The sequence below is a fragment of the Polaromonas sp. P1_E11 genome (assembly GCF_056405995.1).
The window spans coordinates 364,943-382,431 of the sequence record NZ_JBFUBA010000002.1 but is presented as its reverse complement, the minus strand read 5'-3'; the positions used below and the strand labels follow the sequence as shown (position 1 = coordinate 382,431).

17 protein-coding genes and 1 tRNA gene are annotated in these 17,489 nt (G+C 63.5%); 6 read left to right on the top strand and 12 right to left on the bottom strand.

Going from position 1 to position 17,489, the window contains the following annotated elements:
* The first annotated feature begins 31 nt into the window (after positions 1 to 31).
* The 6 genes from AC1D11_RS09245 to AC1D11_RS09220 are packed head-to-tail and all read left to right on the top strand — an operon-like array spanning position 32 to position 4,975.
* Entirely contained in the window at positions 32 to 1,309 is a 1,278-nt protein-coding gene (locus AC1D11_RS09245) for a class I SAM-dependent methyltransferase (RefSeq protein ID WP_477646168.1), read from the top strand.
* Positions 1,310 to 1,359: 50 nt separating this feature from the next.
* Positions 1,360 to 1,878, top strand: coding sequence for a chalcone isomerase family protein (locus AC1D11_RS09240; protein WP_477646167.1), 519 nt, complete (start codon positions 1,360 to 1,362; stop codon positions 1,876 to 1,878).
* Complete coding sequence (locus AC1D11_RS09235; protein WP_477646166.1) at positions 1,875 to 3,188, top strand: MFS transporter; 1,314 nt, start codon at positions 1,875 to 1,877, stop codon at positions 3,186 to 3,188. The genes AC1D11_RS09240 and AC1D11_RS09235 overlap by 4 nt, the downstream gene beginning before the upstream one ends.
* Positions 3,185 to 3,733, top strand: coding sequence for a DUF3833 domain-containing protein (locus AC1D11_RS09230; RefSeq protein ID WP_477646165.1), 549 nt, complete (start codon positions 3,185 to 3,187; stop codon positions 3,731 to 3,733). The genes AC1D11_RS09235 and AC1D11_RS09230 overlap by 4 nt, the downstream gene beginning before the upstream one ends.
* Positions 3,734 to 3,739: 6 nt before the next feature.
* Positions 3,740 to 4,531 (top strand): SDR family NAD(P)-dependent oxidoreductase, encoded by a 792-nt coding sequence (locus tag AC1D11_RS09225; protein WP_477646164.1) that lies wholly within the window; start codon positions 3,740 to 3,742, stop codon positions 4,529 to 4,531.
* Positions 4,532 to 4,537: 6 nt separating this feature from the next.
* Positions 4,538 to 4,975: a nuclear transport factor 2 family protein gene (locus tag AC1D11_RS09220; protein ID WP_477646163.1), complete on the top strand. Its 438-nt coding sequence runs from the start codon at positions 4,538 to 4,540 to the stop codon at positions 4,973 to 4,975.
* 43 nt (positions 4,976 to 5,018) lie between these two features.
* On the opposite strand, the gene AC1D11_RS09215 is transcribed toward AC1D11_RS09220, so the two are convergent.
* The 12 genes from AC1D11_RS09215 to gabT form a co-directional block, all read right to left on the bottom strand.
* Positions 5,019 to 5,092, bottom strand: a tRNA-Gly gene (locus AC1D11_RS09215).
* Positions 5,093 to 5,150: 58 nt separating this feature from the next.
* On the bottom strand, positions 5,151 to 5,600 hold the full coding sequence (locus AC1D11_RS09210; RefSeq protein ID WP_477646162.1) for a DsrE family protein: 450 nt from the start codon (positions 5,598 to 5,600) through the stop codon (positions 5,151 to 5,153).
* A gap of 140 nt (positions 5,601 to 5,740) precedes the next feature.
* Positions 5,741 to 7,288, bottom strand: a complete 1,548-nt coding sequence (locus tag AC1D11_RS09205) for a tripartite tricarboxylate transporter permease (RefSeq protein WP_477646161.1) — start codon at positions 7,286 to 7,288, stop codon at positions 5,741 to 5,743.
* Positions 7,288 to 7,710 carry a tripartite tricarboxylate transporter TctB family protein gene (locus AC1D11_RS09200; RefSeq protein WP_477646433.1) on the bottom strand — a complete coding sequence of 141 codons (423 nt, stop codon included), beginning with the start codon at positions 7,708 to 7,710 and terminating at the stop codon, positions 7,288 to 7,290. The genes AC1D11_RS09205 and AC1D11_RS09200 overlap by 1 nt, the downstream gene beginning before the upstream one ends.
* A 264-nt stretch (positions 7,711 to 7,974) precedes the next feature.
* Entirely contained in the window at positions 7,975 to 9,471 is a 1,497-nt protein-coding gene (locus AC1D11_RS09195) for a sensor histidine kinase (protein ID WP_477646160.1), read from the bottom strand.
* Positions 9,452 to 10,147: a response regulator gene (locus AC1D11_RS09190; RefSeq protein ID WP_477646159.1), complete on the bottom strand. Its 696-nt coding sequence runs from the start codon at positions 10,145 to 10,147 to the stop codon at positions 9,452 to 9,454. Before AC1D11_RS09190 ends, AC1D11_RS09195 begins: the two co-directional genes overlap by 20 nt.
* Before the next feature lie 37 nt (positions 10,148 to 10,184).
* Positions 10,185 to 11,663 carry an NAD-dependent succinate-semialdehyde dehydrogenase gene (locus AC1D11_RS09185; RefSeq protein ID WP_477646158.1) on the bottom strand — a complete coding sequence of 493 codons (1,479 nt, stop codon included), beginning with the start codon at positions 11,661 to 11,663 and terminating at the stop codon, positions 10,185 to 10,187.
* 174 nt (positions 11,664 to 11,837) lie between these two features.
* A complete protein-coding gene (locus AC1D11_RS09180) occupies positions 11,838 to 12,662 on the bottom strand; it encodes an ABC transporter permease (RefSeq protein ID WP_477646157.1) in 825 nt (274 codons plus the stop codon).
* A gap of 34 nt (positions 12,663 to 12,696) precedes the next feature.
* Entirely contained in the window at positions 12,697 to 13,950 is a 1,254-nt protein-coding gene (locus AC1D11_RS09175) for an ABC transporter permease (RefSeq protein WP_477646156.1), read from the bottom strand.
* A gap of 20 nt (positions 13,951 to 13,970) precedes the next feature.
* Positions 13,971 to 14,999, bottom strand: a complete 1,029-nt coding sequence (locus tag AC1D11_RS09170) for an ABC transporter substrate-binding protein (RefSeq protein ID WP_457280209.1) — start codon at positions 14,997 to 14,999, stop codon at positions 13,971 to 13,973.
* A gap of 67 nt (positions 15,000 to 15,066) precedes the next feature.
* On the bottom strand, positions 15,067 to 16,152 hold the full coding sequence (locus AC1D11_RS09165) for an ABC transporter ATP-binding protein (protein WP_477646155.1): 1,086 nt from the start codon (positions 16,150 to 16,152) through the stop codon (positions 15,067 to 15,069).
* A gap of 26 nt (positions 16,153 to 16,178) precedes the next feature.
* Positions 16,179 to 17,471, bottom strand: coding sequence for a 4-aminobutyrate--2-oxoglutarate transaminase (gene gabT / locus AC1D11_RS09160; RefSeq protein WP_477646154.1), 1,293 nt, complete (start codon positions 17,469 to 17,471; stop codon positions 16,179 to 16,181).
* Positions 17,472 to 17,489: the final 18 nt, after the last annotated feature.

Here is a 17,489-nt window from a genome sequence, read left to right as displayed (position 1 = left end):
CAATGCATAAGCCCCATTCCAGGAGTCCGACATGAACGCCGTTACCCGCACCGCCCAAGGCCTTGCGTTTCCAAATGATGCGCCGGCCGCCGCCCGAAGCGCGCTGCGCCTGCTGCAAAACCTGCGCCACGGCGCGCTGACCCTGCACCTGCCCGACGGCTCGCAGCGCCGCTTTGGCGAGCACCCGCAGCAGCACGACATGCATATGCCCGGACACCCCAGCGCCAGCATCACGTTGCACAACTGGAAGGTGTTCGGCGCCGCACTCAAGTCCGGCGACATCGGCTTTGCCGAGAGCTACATCGCCGGGGACTGGAGCACGCCCGACCTGACCCAACTGCTCAAGCTGTTCTCCGCCAACCGCCGGGAGGTCGAAGCCATGATCTTCGGCACATGGCTCGGGCGGCTGCTGTACCGCGTCAAGCACCTGCTGCACCACAACAGCCGCGCCAACAGCCGCAAGAACATCCATGCCCACTACGATCTGGGCAACGCGTTTTACCGCCTGTGGCTGGATGAGACCATGAACTACTCCGGCGCCTGGTTCGACGGCGACCTGTCGCGCTCCTTGCCCGAGGCGCAGAACGCCAAGGTGCGCCGCGCGCTGGACATGGCCGGCGTGAAGTCCGGCGACCGCGTGCTGGAAATCGGCTGCGGCTGGGGCGCGCTTGCCGAGCAGGCCGCCGTCGAACGCGGCGCGGCCGTGGTGGGCGTGACGCTGAGCACCGAGCAGCTGGCCTATGCCAATGCGCGCATGCAGCGCCTGGGCGTGAGCACCGGCCCGGGCGGGCGCGCCGACCTGCGCCTGCAGGACTACCGCGACATCCCGGACGCGCCCTTTGACGCGATCTGCTCCATCGAGATGGTGGAGGCCGTGGGCCAAGCCTATTGGCCCACGTACTTTGCGGCCGTGAGCCGCCTGCTCAAACCCGGCGCGCGGGCCTGCGTGCAAAGCATCGTGATCAACGACGCGCTGTTCGACCGCTATGTCGAGTCGACCGACTTCATCCAGCAGTACATCTTTCCCGGCGGCTGCCTGCCGTGTCCGCGGGAGTTCCGCCGCCAGGCCCAGGCCGTGGGGCTGGAGGTGGTGGACGAATTCGCCTTCGGCGCGGACTACGCCGAGACGCTGCGCCGCTGGCGCGACGCCTTCATCGCCCGCAAGGCCGAGGTGGCGGCGCTCGGCTTTGACGAACGGTTTATGCGCATCTGGGAGTTTTACCTGGGCTACTGCGAGGCTGCCTTTGACACGGGTGATATCAACCTGATGCAGTACACCTTGCGCAAACCTGAAGCGCTTTCGATATGAAAAACGCATCTGCTTGCGCGATATTGGCGGTCATTGGGTGCCTTTCTTGCTTGCAAGTTCAGGCTCAGCCCCTGCCGCAAGAGCTGCGCTCCGCCTTGCCTGTGGCCAGCCTGTCGGGTCAGGCTAATTTGAAATTCTGGGGCCTTGAGGTTTACCGGGCGACCCTCTGGGTTGCACCAGGATTCGACGGGCCAGCCTATGAAAAAAGCCCGTTTGCGCTGGAGCTGGCTTACCTGCGTGACTTCAAAGGGGCCGACATTGCCCGGCGATCCATTGCGGAGATGCGCCGCCAGGCGGCCATCACCCCGGCGCAGGAAGCCGCCTGGGAAAACCAGATGCGCGCGCTGTTCCCGGATGTCGGCGCCGGCGATCGCATCACCGGGGTGCACCAGCCCGCCACGGGCGCGGTATTCTGGAGCAACGGCCGCCTGCTCGGTGAAGTGCGCGACCCGCTGTTTGCCAAACTCTTCTTCGGCATCTGGCTGTCACCGCAAACCTCCGAGCCGCAAATGCGCCGTGCGCTGCTGGCGCAGGAGAAATCCCCGGTCTCGGTGGGTGTCGCACCATGAATCCCTCTATGGCCGCGCGCATCGAAGCGGAGCCCCGGGTTCTGGGTCTGAGCGGCGGGGCGCGCTACGGCCTGCTGGGTTTGCCCCTGGCGTTTTGCGCTCTGCCCCTTTATGTATTGATGCCCAATCTGTACACGCGCCATTGGGGTGTGTCGCTGGCGGCTTTGGGCGCCGTGCTCCTGGGGGCGCGCCTGCTTGATGCGGTCATCGATCCGTTGTTGGGCCGCTTGTGCGATCGACTCTATGTCGTATCGCTTCGCGCCGTGCTGGTGATGGGCGCATTGGCGGGAGCCGTTCTCGCCGTGGGATTTTCTTTTTTGTTTGTGCCGTTGGTGAGTGATCCCACCGCACTGCTCTGGTGGGCGGGGTTCTGGCTGGTCGTGACCTATGCGGCCTATAGCGCTTTGTCTATTGCGCACCAGTCCTGGGGCGCCATGATGGGCGGCGACGCGCTGTATCGCAGCCGCGTCGTGGCCTGGCGCGAGGGGCTGGGCTTGGTGGGCGTGCTGCTCGCGTCGGTCACGCCCGCGCTGTTGGGCGTGCCCGTCATGCTGGCCCTGCTGGTCGCCGGCCTGGCAGGCGGCTGGTGGACCTGGCGCGCGGCGCCCCGGCCCGAGCGCGGCCATGCGGCGGCAAGCGCCGCGGACAGCACCGCCGGCGCGCTCCGGCATCCGTGGCGCAATCCCGACTTTCGCCGCCTCCTGGGCGTCTACCTGCTCAACGGCATCGCCAGCGCCATCCCTGCCACGCTGGTGCTGTTTTTCCTGCAAGACCGTTTGTTGGCCAGCGAGGCCATGCAGTCCGCCGCGCTGGCCGTGTACTTTGTGTGCGGCGCGCTGTCCATGCCGCTGTGGCTGCGCGGGGTCAAGCGCTGGGGGCTGGCGCACAGCTGGCGCTTTGGCATGCTGCTGTCCATCGCGGTTTTTCTGGGTGCAAGCCGGCTGGGCGCAGGCGACGCGCCCTGGTTTTTGCTGGTGTGCGCCTTGTCGGGCGCTGCCTTGGGCAGCGACCTGGTCCTTCCCGGCGCGCTGCTGGCCGGCGTCATCGCCAGGGCCGGTGACCGCGGCCGCGCCGAAGGGGCTTACTTCGGCTGGTGGAACTTCGCCACCAAGCTGAACCTGGCGCTGGCCGCCGGCCTGGCCCTGCCTTTGCTGGGCTGGCTCGGCTATGTGCCCGGCGCGCGGGATGCCAACGCCTCCGCCTTGCTCACCGCCGCCTACTGCCTCCTTCCCTGCGCGCTCAAAGCCCTGGCGGCCGGCGCGCTCCATTTTTTCATCCTCCCAACCACGGCCCAGCCACACACCCCATGACACAACGCAATTTTTTCCACCGCTCACGCCTTCTCGCCGCCGTGGTGTGCGCCGCCTTGCTGGGCGCCTGCGGCACGCCGCAAGTGCAGGACTACGCCAGGGAAACCCCGGTGCTGGAACTGCGCGACTACTTCAACGGGACGCTCGACGCCTACGGCATCTTCACGGACAGCTCGGGCAAGGTGGTCAAGCGCTTTACCGTGGTGATGACCTGCACCTGGAAGGGCGACGCCGGCGTGCTCGACGAAGCCTTCAGCTATTCCGACGGCACGACCCAGCGCCGCATCTGGCGCCTGACGCGCCATGCCGATGGCCGCTACACCGGTCAGGCCGACGACGTGGTCGGCACCGCCGAGGGCCGGCAAAGCGGCAATGCGTTCAACTGGGCCTACACCCTGGCCTTGCCGGTGGACGGCCGGGTGATCGAGGTGCAGTTTGACGACTGGATGTACCTCATGAACGACAAAGTCATGCTCAACAAGGCCGCCATGCGCAAGTGGGGTGTGGGCCTGGGCGAAGTGACGCTGTCCTTCACCAAGCGATAGACAGCCATGGCACTGAACTCTCGCATCGCGGACTGGCGCGGCCGCACGGTCTGGCTGGTAGGCGCATCCACCGGCATAGGCCGGGCCACCGCATCGGCGCTGCACGCCCAGGGCGCCAGGGTGGTGGTGTCGGCCCGCGGCGCGGATGCGCTCAACGCCTTCGTCGACGCGCACCCCGGCGCCCTGGCCCTGCCGCTGGACGTCACCGACGCGAGCGCAGTGAAGGCCGCGGCATCAGCCCTGGCCGCGCAGGATGCGCTGGATTGCGTCGTGTACTGCGCGGGCCACTACCACGCCATGGACGCCACCCACATGGACCTGGCCGACCTGTTGCGCCACAACGAAGTCAATTACGTCGGCGCGCTCTACATGCTGGACGCCGTGGTGCCGCAGCTGCTGGCGCGGTCGCCCCACACGCGCACCGGCCAGCGCGGCCACATCAGCCTCATGGGCAGCGTCGCCGGCTACCGCGGCCTGCCCAACAGCCTGGCCTACGGCCCCACCAAGGCCGCGCTCATCAACCTCGCCGAGACCCTGTACCTGGACCTGCAACCCCGGGGTGTGGGTGTTGCGCTGATCAACCCCGGCTTTGTCAACACACCGCTCACGCAACAGAACCAGTTCAAAATGCCCGCCTTGATCAGCCCCGAACAGGCGGCCCAGGAAATACTCAAGGGCTGGGCACGCGGAGAATTTGAAATCCACTTCCCCAAACGCTTTACCCTCTGGATGAAAGCCCTGCGGCTTTTGCCCTATTTCCTATTTTTCGCGGCGACCCGCCGCCTCAGGCAGGCCTAGAAATCCATGAACTTCGCCAACTACGCTGTCGACCGCATTGCAGACACCTTCCAGACCCTCACCCCCGCGGGCGTGGAAATGCTGGGCACCATCTACGCCCCCGATGCGCGCTTCAAGGACCCGTTCAACGACGTGCAAGGCCTGGCCGAAATCAAGCGAATTTTTCGTCACATGTATGCGAGCCTGGAAAACCCGCGCTTCGTCATCACCGGGCGCATCGTGCAAGGCACGCAATGCTTTCTGACCTGGGAGTTCCACTTTGCCTTCAAACGTTTTCAGCGGGGAAGGGCGCAGTGCATCCTGGGCGGCTCGCACCTGGTGCTGGACGGCGAAGGCCGCATCACGCTGCACCGCGACTACTGGGACGCGGCTGAAGAACTCTATGAAAAGCTGCCCGTGGTCGGCAGCCTGATGAGATGGATGAAGCGACGCAGCAATTCGTGAGCCGGCCAGGCGCGGCAAGCCATGTGGTGCAAAAGCCGGACGATGGAGCGGGTGATGGGAATCGAACCCACGCTATTTGCTTGGGAAGCAAAAGTTCTGCCATTGAACTACACCCGCAGTACTAACCATTATAGAAGCGGTCGACCGGCGGAGCCAGCCAAGCTTGAGTTGTCGATCACGGCCGCAGGTAAGCCCAGCCTTCGTGCTGCTTTTTCATGATTTCGGTGACGCCGGCGGGCACATAGCTGATGCCGGCGAGCATGTCGTCTTTGGTCAGCTTCTGGCCGCGCATGGTGTTGTCGCAGGCCGTGACCTTGATGCCGGCTTTGGCGGCGTCGGCGACGCGCGCGCCGGTGGGAGACTCCAGCTTGAGCATGCCGATGCCCGGGCCGTAGGCGACGATTTCAATGTCGACGTTGGCGGCGCCCACGTCGTCCTGCAGGTTTTTGGCGTTGTTCAGCGCCAGGTTCCACTTGGCCGGGTCGTTGTCACTGACCTGGATCACGATTCCCTGACGTTTTGCGCCCGTGGCGCCCGCTGGTTGTGCGCGAGCAGCTATCAAAAAAGGAGCAAAAAGGGCCAGCGAGCCGACGGCCCCGGCCTGGATGAAGAGTCTGCGGTTCATGTTGGTGTGTCTCCTGAGGGGGAGGGCTCATTTCAACACAACGGCCGCATGAAACAAGCCCCCAAGCTCGTGAGAGGCTTGGGGGCTTTCAGGCTCGGGGGAGAACCGGCGGGCTCTACCGCTTTTGCCTCACGTCGACCTCATTTACCACCGGTTGCGGGTAGCGGCACGGCGGGCGCATTGCCGTCCGAGTGGATGTGATGGTCGGGCGCCTTGATCAGCTTGCGGGCAAACACCACTACCTGCCACACAACCAGGGTGCCAATCACGGCCAGCAGGGTTCCGCTGATGGGGCGGTTGACGAACACGCTGAAGCTGCCGCGGCTGAGAAGCATGGCGCGGCGGAAATTTTCCTCCAGCATGGGGCCCAGAATGAAACCCAGCAGGAGTGGCGCGGCCTCCATCTCCAGGCGCAAAAACAAATAGCCCACCAGGCCGAACACGGCTGTGATGTAGATGTCGTCCAGGCTGTTGTTGATGCTGAAGGTGCCGATGCAGCAGAAAAAGAGAATCGCCGGAAACAGCACCGTGTAGGGAATCTTGAAGACCGACAGCCAGTAGCGCACCAGGGGCACGTTGAGGATGACCAGAAAGCAATTACCCACCCACATACTGGCTACCAGACCCCAGAATAAATCGGGGTGGCTGGCGATCATGTTGGGGCCGGGCTGGATCCCCTTGATGACGAAGGCGGCCATCATCAGGGCCATGACGGCATTTTCGGGAATGCCGATGGCCATGAGCGGGATAAAGCTGGTGCGTGCGGCGGCCTCGTCGGCGGCGGCCTGCCCGGCCACGCCTTCGATGCATCCGGTGCCGATCTCGTGCTTGTATTTGCTGAACTTCTTGTCGGCGGCGTAGGCGGCGAACTGGGCAATCGTGGGGCCGCCGCCGGGCAGTATGCCCAGGACCGAGCCGATGATGCTGCCGCGCAGGGCGCTGGGGATGATGCGCTTGAACTCGGGCCAGGTCGGCATGAGCTTGATTTCGCCGTTGAACGGCGTGAGAACATTTTTGTTGTCGAGATTTTTCACCACCTCGGCAATGCCGAAGCAGCCCAGGGCGATGCTGATCAGGCCAATCCCGTCCATCAGGAACGGCAGGTCCATGGTGTAGCGCGCAGTGCCGCTGTTCACATCGGTACCCACCATCCCGAGCAGGACGCCGACCATGGCCATGGCCAGGCCGTTGAGCAGGCTGCCGCTGCTGACAAAGCTCACGCAGAAAAACCCCAGCAGCATGAGGGCGCAGTAGTCAGCCGGCCCAAACAGGAAGCCCACTTCACCCAATGGTTGAGCCAGGGTCGAAAGCACCACAATGGCCACGGTGCCGCCAATGAAGCTGGAAATGCCCGCGGTGAACAGGGCCAGGCCGGTCTTTCCCTTGAGCGTCATCTGGTAGCCGTCTATACAGGCGACGATGCTGCTGGCATGCGGGATCTTCATCGTGATGGCGCTCACGCTGTCGCCATATTGGGCCCCGTAGTAAATGCCAGCCAGCATGATGAGTGCGCCGCCGGTGGGAATGGAATAAGTCAGGGGCAGCAGCAGGCTGATGGTCGACAAAGGGCCCAGTCCCGGCAGCAGCCCGATGAGTGTGCCCACCGTGCAGCCAAGAGCGCAATAAAGAAGGTTTTGCCAGGTCAGCGCGTGCTCGAAACCCAGCGAGAGGTTATGCAGGATGTCCATCAGTAGAGGGGCAGGCTAAGGCCGAGAAAGTTTTTGAAGGCAAAGGCAACCAGGATCAGACCCACCGAGATCTTGATGTTGCGCACCACGGAATACGACGTACCTGCAAGCGTGGAACAAAACACCAGAAACACGATGGCCAGAATCATGTTGATGTAGTGGGAGATCACTGCAAACCCGACGAGGCTCAGCAGAATGAGGGCGATATTTTTGACGCCGTAATCCAGGGGGACGGGGTCATAGAAGTGCGAGCGCACCACCGTGAGGACGCCAATCACAAACAGCAGGGAGCTCACGATCAGGGGGAACATGCCGGGTCCGGACCGGCTTAATTCGCCTACTGTGTAATTCAGCGACACCCCGCCAAAGAGCAGGGCGATCGCCATGAGGCAGAGGCCCCGCACGAAGTTGCGGTTCTTCATGTTCATAGGGGTTTGCTCCATGGCTGCGCCGCTGCGGGCGTTGTCACAAACGGGGGGTGATTCATCCGTGTCTCCTTGATGGTGGCCCTGCCTTTGGCTGGTGCACAAGTTGCAACCGGCTGGGGCGTTTGGGATGGAGCGGATGTTAGGAAGCGAGGCTTCCAATCGGCTTTCGTTTTACGCAGCCGAACTCAAAATACGTGTTATCACTAACAGGGCCGGTGGCGCCTGCGGCACTGCCGGCCACGGCTCAGCCGTGTGCGTTCAACCCAGTGGATCGGATGCCAGCGGCAGCCGCAGGATGGCGCGCAAGCCTGAGCCGGAGCCAGCATCGGCCAGCTCGATGTCGCCACCGTTGCGCCTGGCATAGGCGCGTGCGATGGCCATACCGAGCCCTGCGCCGCGCGCGCCTTTTTCCGTCGGGCCGGCCGAATGAAAGCGTTCAAACACTTCTGCGTGCCGCGCTTTGGCTATGCCCGGGCCGTCGTCGCGCACCTCGGCGAGCGCCGCGCCATCGCCGGCGCTCACCTTCACGGTGATGTGCCCACCCGGCGGGGTGTAGACAATCGCGTTGTGCACCAGGTTGGACAGCGCCTCGTGCAGTTCGGCGCCGCGAGCCAGTACCGGGACTGCAGGGTTTTTTTGCAGTGGGTCGGACACCGGTGCATCTTCAGCCGCGTCCAGGCCCAGGTCCTGGTTTTTCTCATGGGCCAGCGCCAGGTGCTGCAGCACCACGTCCCGCGCGATGCTGTTGAGGTCCACGACGGCGGGCGCGTCTTCGGATGGCGCACCGTCGCTCGCATGGGCCAGCGACAGCAGTTGCTCGCACAGACGCCGGCTGCGCGAGATCTGCACGACCATGGCGCGCAAGGTCGTGTGAAGCAGGTCAGGGTCTTTTTCGCGCAGCGCGACGCCGGCCTGCGTCAGCATGATGGCCAGCGGTGTGCGCAGCTGGTGCGATGCGTCGGCCAGGAACTGCGATTGCTGCTCAAGCAAATCGCGGTAGCTGGCCAGGTGCTGGTTGACGGCGTCGACCAGCGGTGCCACTTCATGCGGCACGTTGGTGGTGTCCAGCGGCTTGAGGTCGCGGCCTTTGTTTTCCAACACGGTTTTGCGCAGGCGCTCCAGCGGCCGCAGGGACCAGGTCACACCCAGCCAGACCAGCAGGATCATCACCAGCACCATGCGGGTGTCGCGTATCAATTCCTGCCGCAGCGTGGCCGCCTGCGCCCGGTCGCGTGGTTCGGTGCTTTCGGCCACCTGGATCAGCAGGTCAAAGGCCTGGCCACGCTCGTCAAGCACTTTGCTTTGAAGCGCCACCACACGCACTGCATGGTCCCGGTAGTCGCTGTCGTACCAGACCACGGGGGAGGCGATGGAAGACGGCGAGGGGGCCTGCTGCGGCGGTGCAGGCAGGTCGGTTGCGCCTAGCAAGGTCACCTCACTTGCTGAGCCCACCCCTTGCGGCGTCAGTCCGATATGCAGGTACTTTTGCAGCGGGCCGGCGGCATCGACCACCGCCTGTACCGCAAGTGGCGCGTTCAGGTGCAGCAAGCCGTCCGGACCCACCGACAGACTGCCGCGCAGTACATGGACGGATTCGAGCATGGCCTGGTCGTAGGCGTCCTGCACCTGGCCGCGTAGTGCGCGGTAGTCGTTCCAGCTGTCCAGGGCCAGCAAGCCCAGGATGGCCGGGAGCAGCAGCGTCAACAGGCGTGCGCGTATGCCGAAGCGGTCTGGGTCAGCCCGCAGTATCTTCATGCGCTTCACGTGCGGTGGCCTCCAGCATGTAGCCCAGGCCGCGCACGGTGACGATGCGCACGTCGCCGCCGTCGAGCTTGCGGCGCAGCCGGTGCAGCACCAGTTCGATGGCGTCAGGGCCGGCATTGCTGTCGGCCGGAAAGACCTTGGCCGAGAGCTGTGACTTCTCCACTGGCGAGCCGCTGCGCGCCAGCAGCACCGACAACGCGGCGCTTTCGCGCGGCGTGAGCTGCAGCAGCGTGCCGGCCAACGTGAAGGCGCGGCTGTCGTGGGCGCACGAGAGCGAACCGCACTGCAGCGGCGCGTGCGAGCGCCCCCGGCTACGCCGAACCAGCGCGGCGATGCGGGCCTCGAGTTCTTCAATCGCAAAGGGTTTGGTCAGGAAGTCGTCGGCTCCGACGTTCAGGCCTTTGACCCGGTCTTGCAGTGAGCCCTGGGCTGTCAGCACCAGTACCGGCGTGCGGTTGCCTGCCTTGCGAATGTCGGCAAGCAGGTTCAGCCCGTGTTTGTCGGGCAGCCGCAGGTCGAGCACGATCGCGTCGTAGTCATTGCCGGCCAGCAGCGACTCGGCGGTGCCGGCGTCCGGCGCATGGTCGGGCACAAAGCCGCTTTGCTTGAATGCGCGCACCAGCCAAGCCGCCATCTCGGCTTCGTCTTCCACAAGCAGCAGGCGCATGTTGATTCGATTCGCTGTTTGCTATGAGTGAATCGGTTCAGCGCTGGATGTCCCCAAGGCACAGGTACTTCATCTCCAGGTATTCCTCCATGCCATGGCGGGAGCCCTCGCGGCCCAGGCCGGACTGCTTGACGCCACCAAAAGGCACATGTTCAGTGGCGATCACGCCGGCATTGATGCCGACCATGCCGTATTCGAGCGCCTCGGCCACGCGGTAAATGCGGCCGATGTCGCGGCTGTAAAAATAGCTGGCCAGGCCGAACTCGGTGTTGTTGGCAGCGTCAATTGCCTCCTGCTCTTTCCGGAAGCGGAACACCGGTGCGAAGGGGCCAAAGGTTTCTTCGCGGGCGCAGAGCATGTCGGCGGTGGCTTCGGAGATCACGGTTGGCTCAAAAAACTGGCCCTTGATCTTGTGGCCGCCCGCGAGCAGCTTACCGCCCTTGGCCATCGCGTCATCCACATGGCGCTGCACCTTGTCGACAGCGGCGTCCTCAATCAGCGGGCCCTGCACGACGCCGTCCTCAAAGCCGTTGCCGACTTTCAGCTGCTTGACCTTGGCGGCGAATTTTTCGACAAACTGGTCGTACACGCCGTCCTGCACATAAATGCGGTTAGCGCAGACGCAGGTCTGGCCGGCGTTGCGGTATTTGCTGGCCATGGCGCCTTCTACGGCCGAATCCACGTCGGCGTCGTCAAACACGATAAAGGGGGCATTGCCGCCCAGCTCCAGTGCCAGCTTCTTGATTGAAGGCGCGCTCTGGGCCATCAGGATGCGGCCGACTTCGGTGGAGCCGGTAAAGCTGATGTGGCGCACCACGTCGCTGGCGCAAAACACCTTGCCCACGGCAATGCTGTTGGCGCTGTCGGCTGTCAGCACATTGAGCACGCCCGCCGGAATGCCGGCGCGGATGGCCAGTTCGGCGGCGGCCAGGGCCGTCAGTGGTGTGAGCTCGGCCGGCTTGATGACCACGGGGCAGCCGGCGGCGAGAGCCGGGGCGACTTTGCGGGTGATCATGGCGAGCGGGAAGTTCCAGGGCGTGATGGCTGCGCACACGCCGATCGGCTGCTTGATGACCATCAGGCGGCGGTTGTTGTCGAACTGGGGCAGGGTCTCGCCGTTGACGCGCTTGGCTTCCTCGGCAAACCATTCGACAAAACTCGCACCGTAGGCGATTTCGCCCTTGGCCTCGGCAAAGGGCTTGCCCTGCTCGGCGGTCATGATGCGGCCCAGGTCTTCCTGGTTGGCCATCAGCAGCTGGTACCACTTGAGCAGGATGGCGTGGCGCTCCTTGCCGGTCTTGCTGCGCCATGCGGGCCAGGCCGCGTTGGCCGCGGCAATGGCGGCTTCGGCATCCTGGGCGCCCAGGTTGGCCACATCGGCCAGCTTCAGGCCGGTGGCCGGGTCATTGACATCAAAGCGGGATGGACCGGCTACCCACTGGCCATTGATCAGGGCGTCGGTCTTGAAAATGCTGGGGTCTTTGAGAAGGGAGATGGGGGAAGTTTTCATGTCCATGGAGATGTCCTGAAAAAATGGGATGTGGTTGCGGGTATCCGGGCAATGGGGCTGATTTTGACTGCTTTCGGATCGGGGTGCTTTGAGGCCGCTCGTTTCCCCGATGCCAATGAGGGGCGACGCCGTCGCCCGCTGTTGGCGATCCTGCAAGGGCATGGCATCACAAATGCCTTGTCAGCCCCGGCGCCCGCGTAACCACTCGAGGAGCAGCAAAAGCGCCGTGGTGAACAGGATCAGCAGTGTGGCAACGGCCGCGATGGTGGGTGAGATGTTTTCCCGGATGCCGGTGAACATCTGCCTCGGCAGCGTGGCCTGGTCCGCGCCCGCCAGGAACAGCGTGACCACCACTTCGTCAAACGAGGTGGCAAATGCAAACAGTGCGCCCGAAATGACACCCGGCGCGATGACCGGCAGGGTGATCCTGAAAAACGTCCGCAACGGGGTCTCGCCAAGGCTGAGCGATGCGCGCACCAGGTTGTGGTTAAAGCCGGCAAGCGTTGCGAGTACGGTGGTCAGCACAAAAGGCGCACCCAGCGCGGCATGCACCACGATCAGCCCGAAGTAGCTGTCGGCAAGGCCCAGCGGGGCGAAATATAGGTAGGTGGCCACGCCGACAACGACGATGGGGACCACCATGGGCGCGATGAGGATGCCCATCAGCAGGCTCTTGAACCGGAAGTTCGTTCGGGACAAGCCGACAGCCGCCAAAGTGCCCAACGCGGTGGCAATCAGGGTCGCAGCGGGCGCCACAATGAAACTGTTTTTCGCAGCCCTGGCCCATTCAGGCGAGTCCAGCAGGTTGCGATACCACTTCAGCGACCAGCCCGGGATGGGGTAGCTCAAAAAAGAGCTGTCGGAAAAAGACAGCGGCACCATGACCAGGATGGGCGCCAGCAAAAAAACCAGAATGGCAACGCAGGCGGTGCGCACCAGCCACCAGCCGGCCTTGTCTGTCAGGGTGGCATAGCGGGGAAAGGCGGGCCCTTTGATTTTGAGCATGATGAATTGGCGTCTGGGTCTGAAAAAGAAGGTGTCAACCGATGCTGAGTTCGGCCTTGCCGATGCGCCGGTAAACGCTGTAAAGAACCATGGTGGCCGTCAGCAACACCGCACCCAGCGCACAGGCCATGCCCCAATTGACCTCGACGTTGGTGTAGCGCGCGATGTAGTAGCTCAGCATCTGGTCATCCGCACCGCCGAGCAGGGCGGGGGTGACGTAATAGCCGATCGACAGGATGAACACCAGCAACGCGCCTGCGCTGATGCCGGGATAGGTCTGCGGCACATACACCCGAAAGAAGGCAGACAGGGGTGCGCTGCCCAGCGACACGGCGGCCCGCACGTAGGTTGCCGGCACGTTTTTCATCACGCTGTAAAGCGGCAGGATCATGAAGGGCAGCAGGATGTGCACCATGGCAATTACCACGCCTGCGCGGTTGAACAGCAGCGCCAGGGGGCTGTCTATGAGGCCGATACCCATCAGCCCGCGATTGACCAGCCCTTCGGACTGCAGCAGCACGATCCAGGCCGCCACGCGCACCAGAATCGATGTCCAGAAAGGCACGAGCACCAGAATCATCAAAAGGTTCGCCTTGCGCGCCGGCAGTGAGGCCAACCACCAGGCCAGGGGGTAACCCAGCGCAAGGCAAAAAACGGTGACCAGAAAACTGATCTGAAAGGTTCGCAGCAAAATGGCGCCGAAAGCGCGCTGGTCCGGCGGCATGCGTTCCACCTCGCCCTTGCTGTCGCGTCGCAGGTCTACCGACGCCAGCAGATAGTCGGGCGTCCAGCGGGAACTGTTTTTGGCAATCGCTTGCCAGAAGAGGGGTTCCGCCCAGCGTGGGTCGAGCTGGAGCAGCCTGGCCTGTATTTCTTCAGGCGAGCCCGTGACAGGCAGCGCGCGATAGGTCCCCATGACAAGGGAGCGCGCACCCGGCACTTCGGAGTTGAGGCGACGTGCCAGTGCACCGGCATCTGAACTGTCAGAAAGATGGCCCAGGTCTTCCACCAGTGCTGCGTAACTTGCAGGGCCGGGGGGTGTCTGGGCGTTCCAGTCCTTGAGGCTTTTGGCCGTCCGGGGCAGCGCCCGCGCCACCTCCGGATTTTCAACCGCGCGTTGCAACAGGGCCGCAATCGGCACCAGCAAGGTCAGCAGCAAAAACACCAGCAAGGGCACTGTGAGTGCAAAGGCGCGCCATTTTCGACGAGCGTCCGCGCGCGACAGCGCCTGACGCAATGTGACGGCGTCATTGCCCTGAAGGGGGCCCTGGCTGGTGATGCTGCTCATGGGGTGCTTGCTCCGCCGGCTTATTGCGTCGCCCAGGCAGCAAAGCGTTTTTCAAGCGCCTCGCCCTGGTCGGCCCAGAAGCCAACATTCATCTGGATCGCCTCTTTGGCATTGGCCGGCGACGTTGGCAGATCGTCCAGCACCTTCTTGTCGAGCTTGGCCAAAGCCTGGTTGTTGACGGGGCCGTAGGCAATGTTCTGCGCATAGACGGCCTGGGTGGCTGGCTGGCTGGCAAAGGCGATGAATTTCATCGACGCATCCTTGTTGGGAGCGCCTTTGGGGATGACCCAATAGTCCAGGTCATAAATGCCGCCGGGCCAGTAGATCTTCAGGTTGCGGCCTTCACGGTTGGCGGCGTCGATGCGGCCGTTGTAGACGGTGCTGAGGGCGACGTCACCGGCCACGAGGAACTGCGCAGGCTGGGCGCCGGCTTCCCACCACTGGATGCTGGGCTTGAGTTCTGTCAGCTTGCGAAACGCGCGGTCGGCCCCGTCCTTGGTGGCCAGGACTTTGTAGACGTCGGCGGGTTTGACGCCGTCGGCCATCAGTGCGAACTCGAGGTTGTAGCGGGCGCCCTTGCGCATGCCGCGCTTGCCGGGGATCTTCTTGACGTCCCAGAAATCGGCCCAGCTTGTGGGGGCGGTCTTGACCTTGTCGGCGTTCCAGGCCATCACGGTGGACCACACAAAAACGCCCACACCGCATTCCTTCACGGCTGCAGGCAGAAAGTCTGCCTTGGGGCCAATTTTGCTGAAGTCGATTTTTTCAAACAAGCCCTCATCGCAACCGCGTTGCACGTCGGGTGCTTCGACCTCGACCACATCCCAGGTGACTTTTTTCGTCTCGACCATGGCTTTGATCTTGGCCTGCTCGCCGTTGTATTCCACGGCAACGACTTTGGTGCCTGCTTTTTCGAAGGGCTCGTAGTAGGCCTTTTTCTGCGCATTGGCATTGGCGCCGCCGAAGTTCACGACAGTGATCTGCTGCTGCGCGAACGCGGGTACGGCCAGGCACGAAGCCATGGCAAGGGCGATGATGTTTTTCTTCATGGTGCTATTTCCTCGGTGGTTAATAAAGGCAGAAGGGAACATTGAAAATGGTGAAAGGAGAAAGCGGTTACACCGCATAAATCCGCGTAAATGCGGGCGGAAATTCGAGGTGTACCGCTTCGCCCGGTTGCGGCGGCGGCTGGCCGTTCAACAGGGTGAGCGGCAGCTTGACTGTCGCTTCCGCCTGGCCGGCACCGACCTCACACAGCAGCCGCAGGTGGTCGCCGAAATAGATGATGCGGGCCACGTGCGCGGGCAAAGCACTGGCAGGCGATGCCGGCACCTGGCGATGCAACACAATGCGCTCGGGCCGGATGTAGGCTTCGACCTGCGCGCCAGCAGCCGCCTGATTCACGTTGGTGCCGCCCAGAACGCGGCCATCCGGCAATTCGATGCCTGTGGCATTTCCCTTGCCTTTGAGTACCGTGCTGTCTCCGACGAAACCGGCAACAAAACGGTTGGAGGGCGTCTCATACAGTGCCTCTACCGGCGCCAGCTGCTGGATCGCGCCATCGTTGAAGACTGCTACCCGGTCGCTCATCGTCAAGGCTTCCCCCTGGTCGTGGGTGACATAGACAAACGTGACGCCCAGCTGCTTGTGCAACTCCTTCAGCTCGATCTGCATGTGTTCGCGCAGCTGCTTGTCCAGCGCGCCCAGCGGCTCGTCCATCAACACCAGCTGGGGTTCGAACACCAGTGCCCGGGCCAGCGCAACGCGCTGCTGCTGCCCGCCCGAGAGTTGTCCCGGCAGGCGGTCCGACATGCCTGTCAGTCGGACCATGTCGAGTGCACGCTTGACGCGGCTGGCCTGGTCGGCCTTTGAAACCTTGCGCACCGTGAGCGGATAGGCCACGTTTTGGCCCACCGTGAGGTGCGGGAAGAGGGCGTAGTTCTGGAACACCATGCCGAAGTTGCGTTTGTGTGGCGGCGTGCCGGTGATCTGCGCGCCATTGAGAAAAATCTCTCCCGCTGTGGGGGATTCGAACCCCGCCAGCATCATCAGCGTGGTGGTTTTCCCCGAGCCGGAGGGACCCAGCAGGCTCAGGAATTCCCCGCGATGAATGTCGAGGTCGAGTTGCTGCACGACAAGCTGTTTGCCGTCATAGGTTTTCTGCACGCCTGAAAAGCGCACAAGGACATCGTTATCAGTCATCGGTTTTCCTGAGCTGTCCACGAAGATCAGCGCGATGCGGCGAGGCTGTCGGCCAGGATTTGCAGGCCTTCGTCCAGCAGAGCGTCAGACGCCGTGAGGGGAACCAGAATCCTGATCACATTACCGTAGGTACCGCATGAGAGCAATATCAATCCGCGCCGGGCGGCTTCGGCCACCACGCGCTTGGTCAGCGCCGCATCGGGGCGGGCAGGGTCCCCGTTTTCAAAGAGCTCTATGGCCACCATGGCGCCAAGGCCCCGCACGTCGCCGATAGAGGGCTCCTTTTTTGCAATGGCCTGCAAGCCCTTGATCAAGTGGGCGCCCAGCGTTTTGCTGCGCGCCAGGAGTTTTTCTTTGTCAAAGGCCTTGAGCACCGCCAGCGCTGCCGCGCAACCAATGGGGCTGCCGGCGTAGGTGCCGCCCAGCCCGCCGGGGCCGGGCGCATCCATGACCTCGGCGCGGCCGACCAGGCCCGAGATCGGGAAGCCGCCCGCCATGGATTTGGCGATGGCGATCAGATCGGGCGCCACGGGCCACTGTTCGCTGGCATACCAGGTGCCCGTGCGCCCCGCGCCGGTCTGGACTTCGTCGGCGATCAGCAAAATGCCGTGCCGGTCGGCCAGCGCTTTCAGGCGGCTGATGAATTCGGGCGGGGCAATGTAGAAGCCGCCTTCACCTTGCACCGGTTCAATGATGAACGCCGCCACGCGCTCGGGTTCGACGTCGTTTTTGAGAATTTGCTCAACCGAGTGCAGTGCCTGGTCGATGCTCACGCCGTGCAGCACGTTGGGGTATTCGGCGTGGAACACTTCGCCGGGAAAGGGACCGAACCCCAGCTTGTAGGGCGCCACCTTTCCGGTCATGCCCAGTGTCATGTTCGTCCGGCCGTGGTAGCCGCCGGTAAAGGCAATGATGCCGGGGCGCTTGGTGTAAGACCGCGCCACCTTGACCGCGTTTTCGACTGCTTCGGCGCCGGTGGTCAGCAGCAGGGTCTTTTTGGCGAAATTTCCGGGTGCCAGGGCATTGAGCTTCTCGGCCAGTTCAACGTAGGGCTCATAGGCGACGACCTGGAAGCAGGTGTGTGTGTAGAGATCGAGCTGGGCCTTGACGGCGGCAATGACCTCGGTATGGAGGTGGCCGGTGTTGAGCACGGCGATGCCGCCGGCGAAGTCGATGTAGCGGCGGCCTTCAACGTCCCACAGTTCGGCATTTTTCGCCCGGCTGACAAAAATCTCGTGGGCCTGGCCTACGCCGCGTGTCACGGCGGCTTGGCGGCGCGCCATCAGGGCGGCGTTGCTGGAAGTCTGGTTTGGCTGCATGGTGAAGGTGATTTCCGG

Coding starts and splice junctions, on each gene's coding strand:
- AC1D11_RS09175 (WP_477646156.1), bottom strand. CDS start 13,950: ATGAGCAGCATCACCAGCCAGGGCCCCCTTCAGGGCAATGACGCCGTC.
- AC1D11_RS09225 (WP_477646164.1), top strand. CDS start 3,740: ATGGCACTGAACTCTCGCATCGCGGACTGGCGCGGCCGCACGGTCTGG.
- AC1D11_RS09230 (WP_477646165.1), top strand. CDS start 3,185: ATGACACAACGCAATTTTTTCCACCGCTCACGCCTTCTCGCCGCCGTG.
- AC1D11_RS09195 (WP_477646160.1), bottom strand. CDS start 9,471: ATGAAGATACTGCGGGCTGACCCAGACCGCTTCGGCATACGCGCACGC.
- AC1D11_RS09200 (WP_477646433.1), bottom strand. CDS start 7,710: ATGAAGAACCGCAACTTCGTGCGGGGCCTCTGCCTCATGGCGATCGCC.
- AC1D11_RS09190 (WP_477646159.1), bottom strand. CDS start 10,147: ATGCGCCTGCTGCTTGTGGAAGACGAAGCCGAGATGGCGGCTTGGCTG.
- AC1D11_RS09210 (WP_477646162.1), bottom strand. CDS start 5,600: ATGAACCGCAGACTCTTCATCCAGGCCGGGGCCGTCGGCTCGCTGGCC.
- gabT (WP_477646154.1), bottom strand. CDS start 17,471: ATGCAGCCAAACCAGACTTCCAGCAACGCCGCCCTGATGGCGCGCCGC.
- AC1D11_RS09180 (WP_477646157.1), bottom strand. CDS start 12,662: ATGCTCAAAATCAAAGGGCCCGCCTTTCCCCGCTATGCCACCCTGACA.
- AC1D11_RS09185 (WP_477646158.1), bottom strand. CDS start 11,663: ATGGACATGAAAACTTCCCCCATCTCCCTTCTCAAAGACCCCAGCATT.
- AC1D11_RS09205 (WP_477646161.1), bottom strand. CDS start 7,288: ATGGACATCCTGCATAACCTCTCGCTGGGTTTCGAGCACGCGCTGACC.
- AC1D11_RS09165 (WP_477646155.1), bottom strand. CDS start 16,152: ATGACTGATAACGATGTCCTTGTGCGCTTTTCAGGCGTGCAGAAAACC.
- AC1D11_RS09170 (WP_457280209.1), bottom strand. CDS start 14,999: ATGAAGAAAAACATCATCGCCCTTGCCATGGCTTCGTGCCTGGCCGTA.
- AC1D11_RS09245 (WP_477646168.1), top strand. CDS start 32: ATGAACGCCGTTACCCGCACCGCCCAAGGCCTTGCGTTTCCAAATGAT.
- AC1D11_RS09220 (WP_477646163.1), top strand. CDS start 4,538: ATGAACTTCGCCAACTACGCTGTCGACCGCATTGCAGACACCTTCCAG.
- AC1D11_RS09235 (WP_477646166.1), top strand. CDS start 1,875: ATGAATCCCTCTATGGCCGCGCGCATCGAAGCGGAGCCCCGGGTTCTG.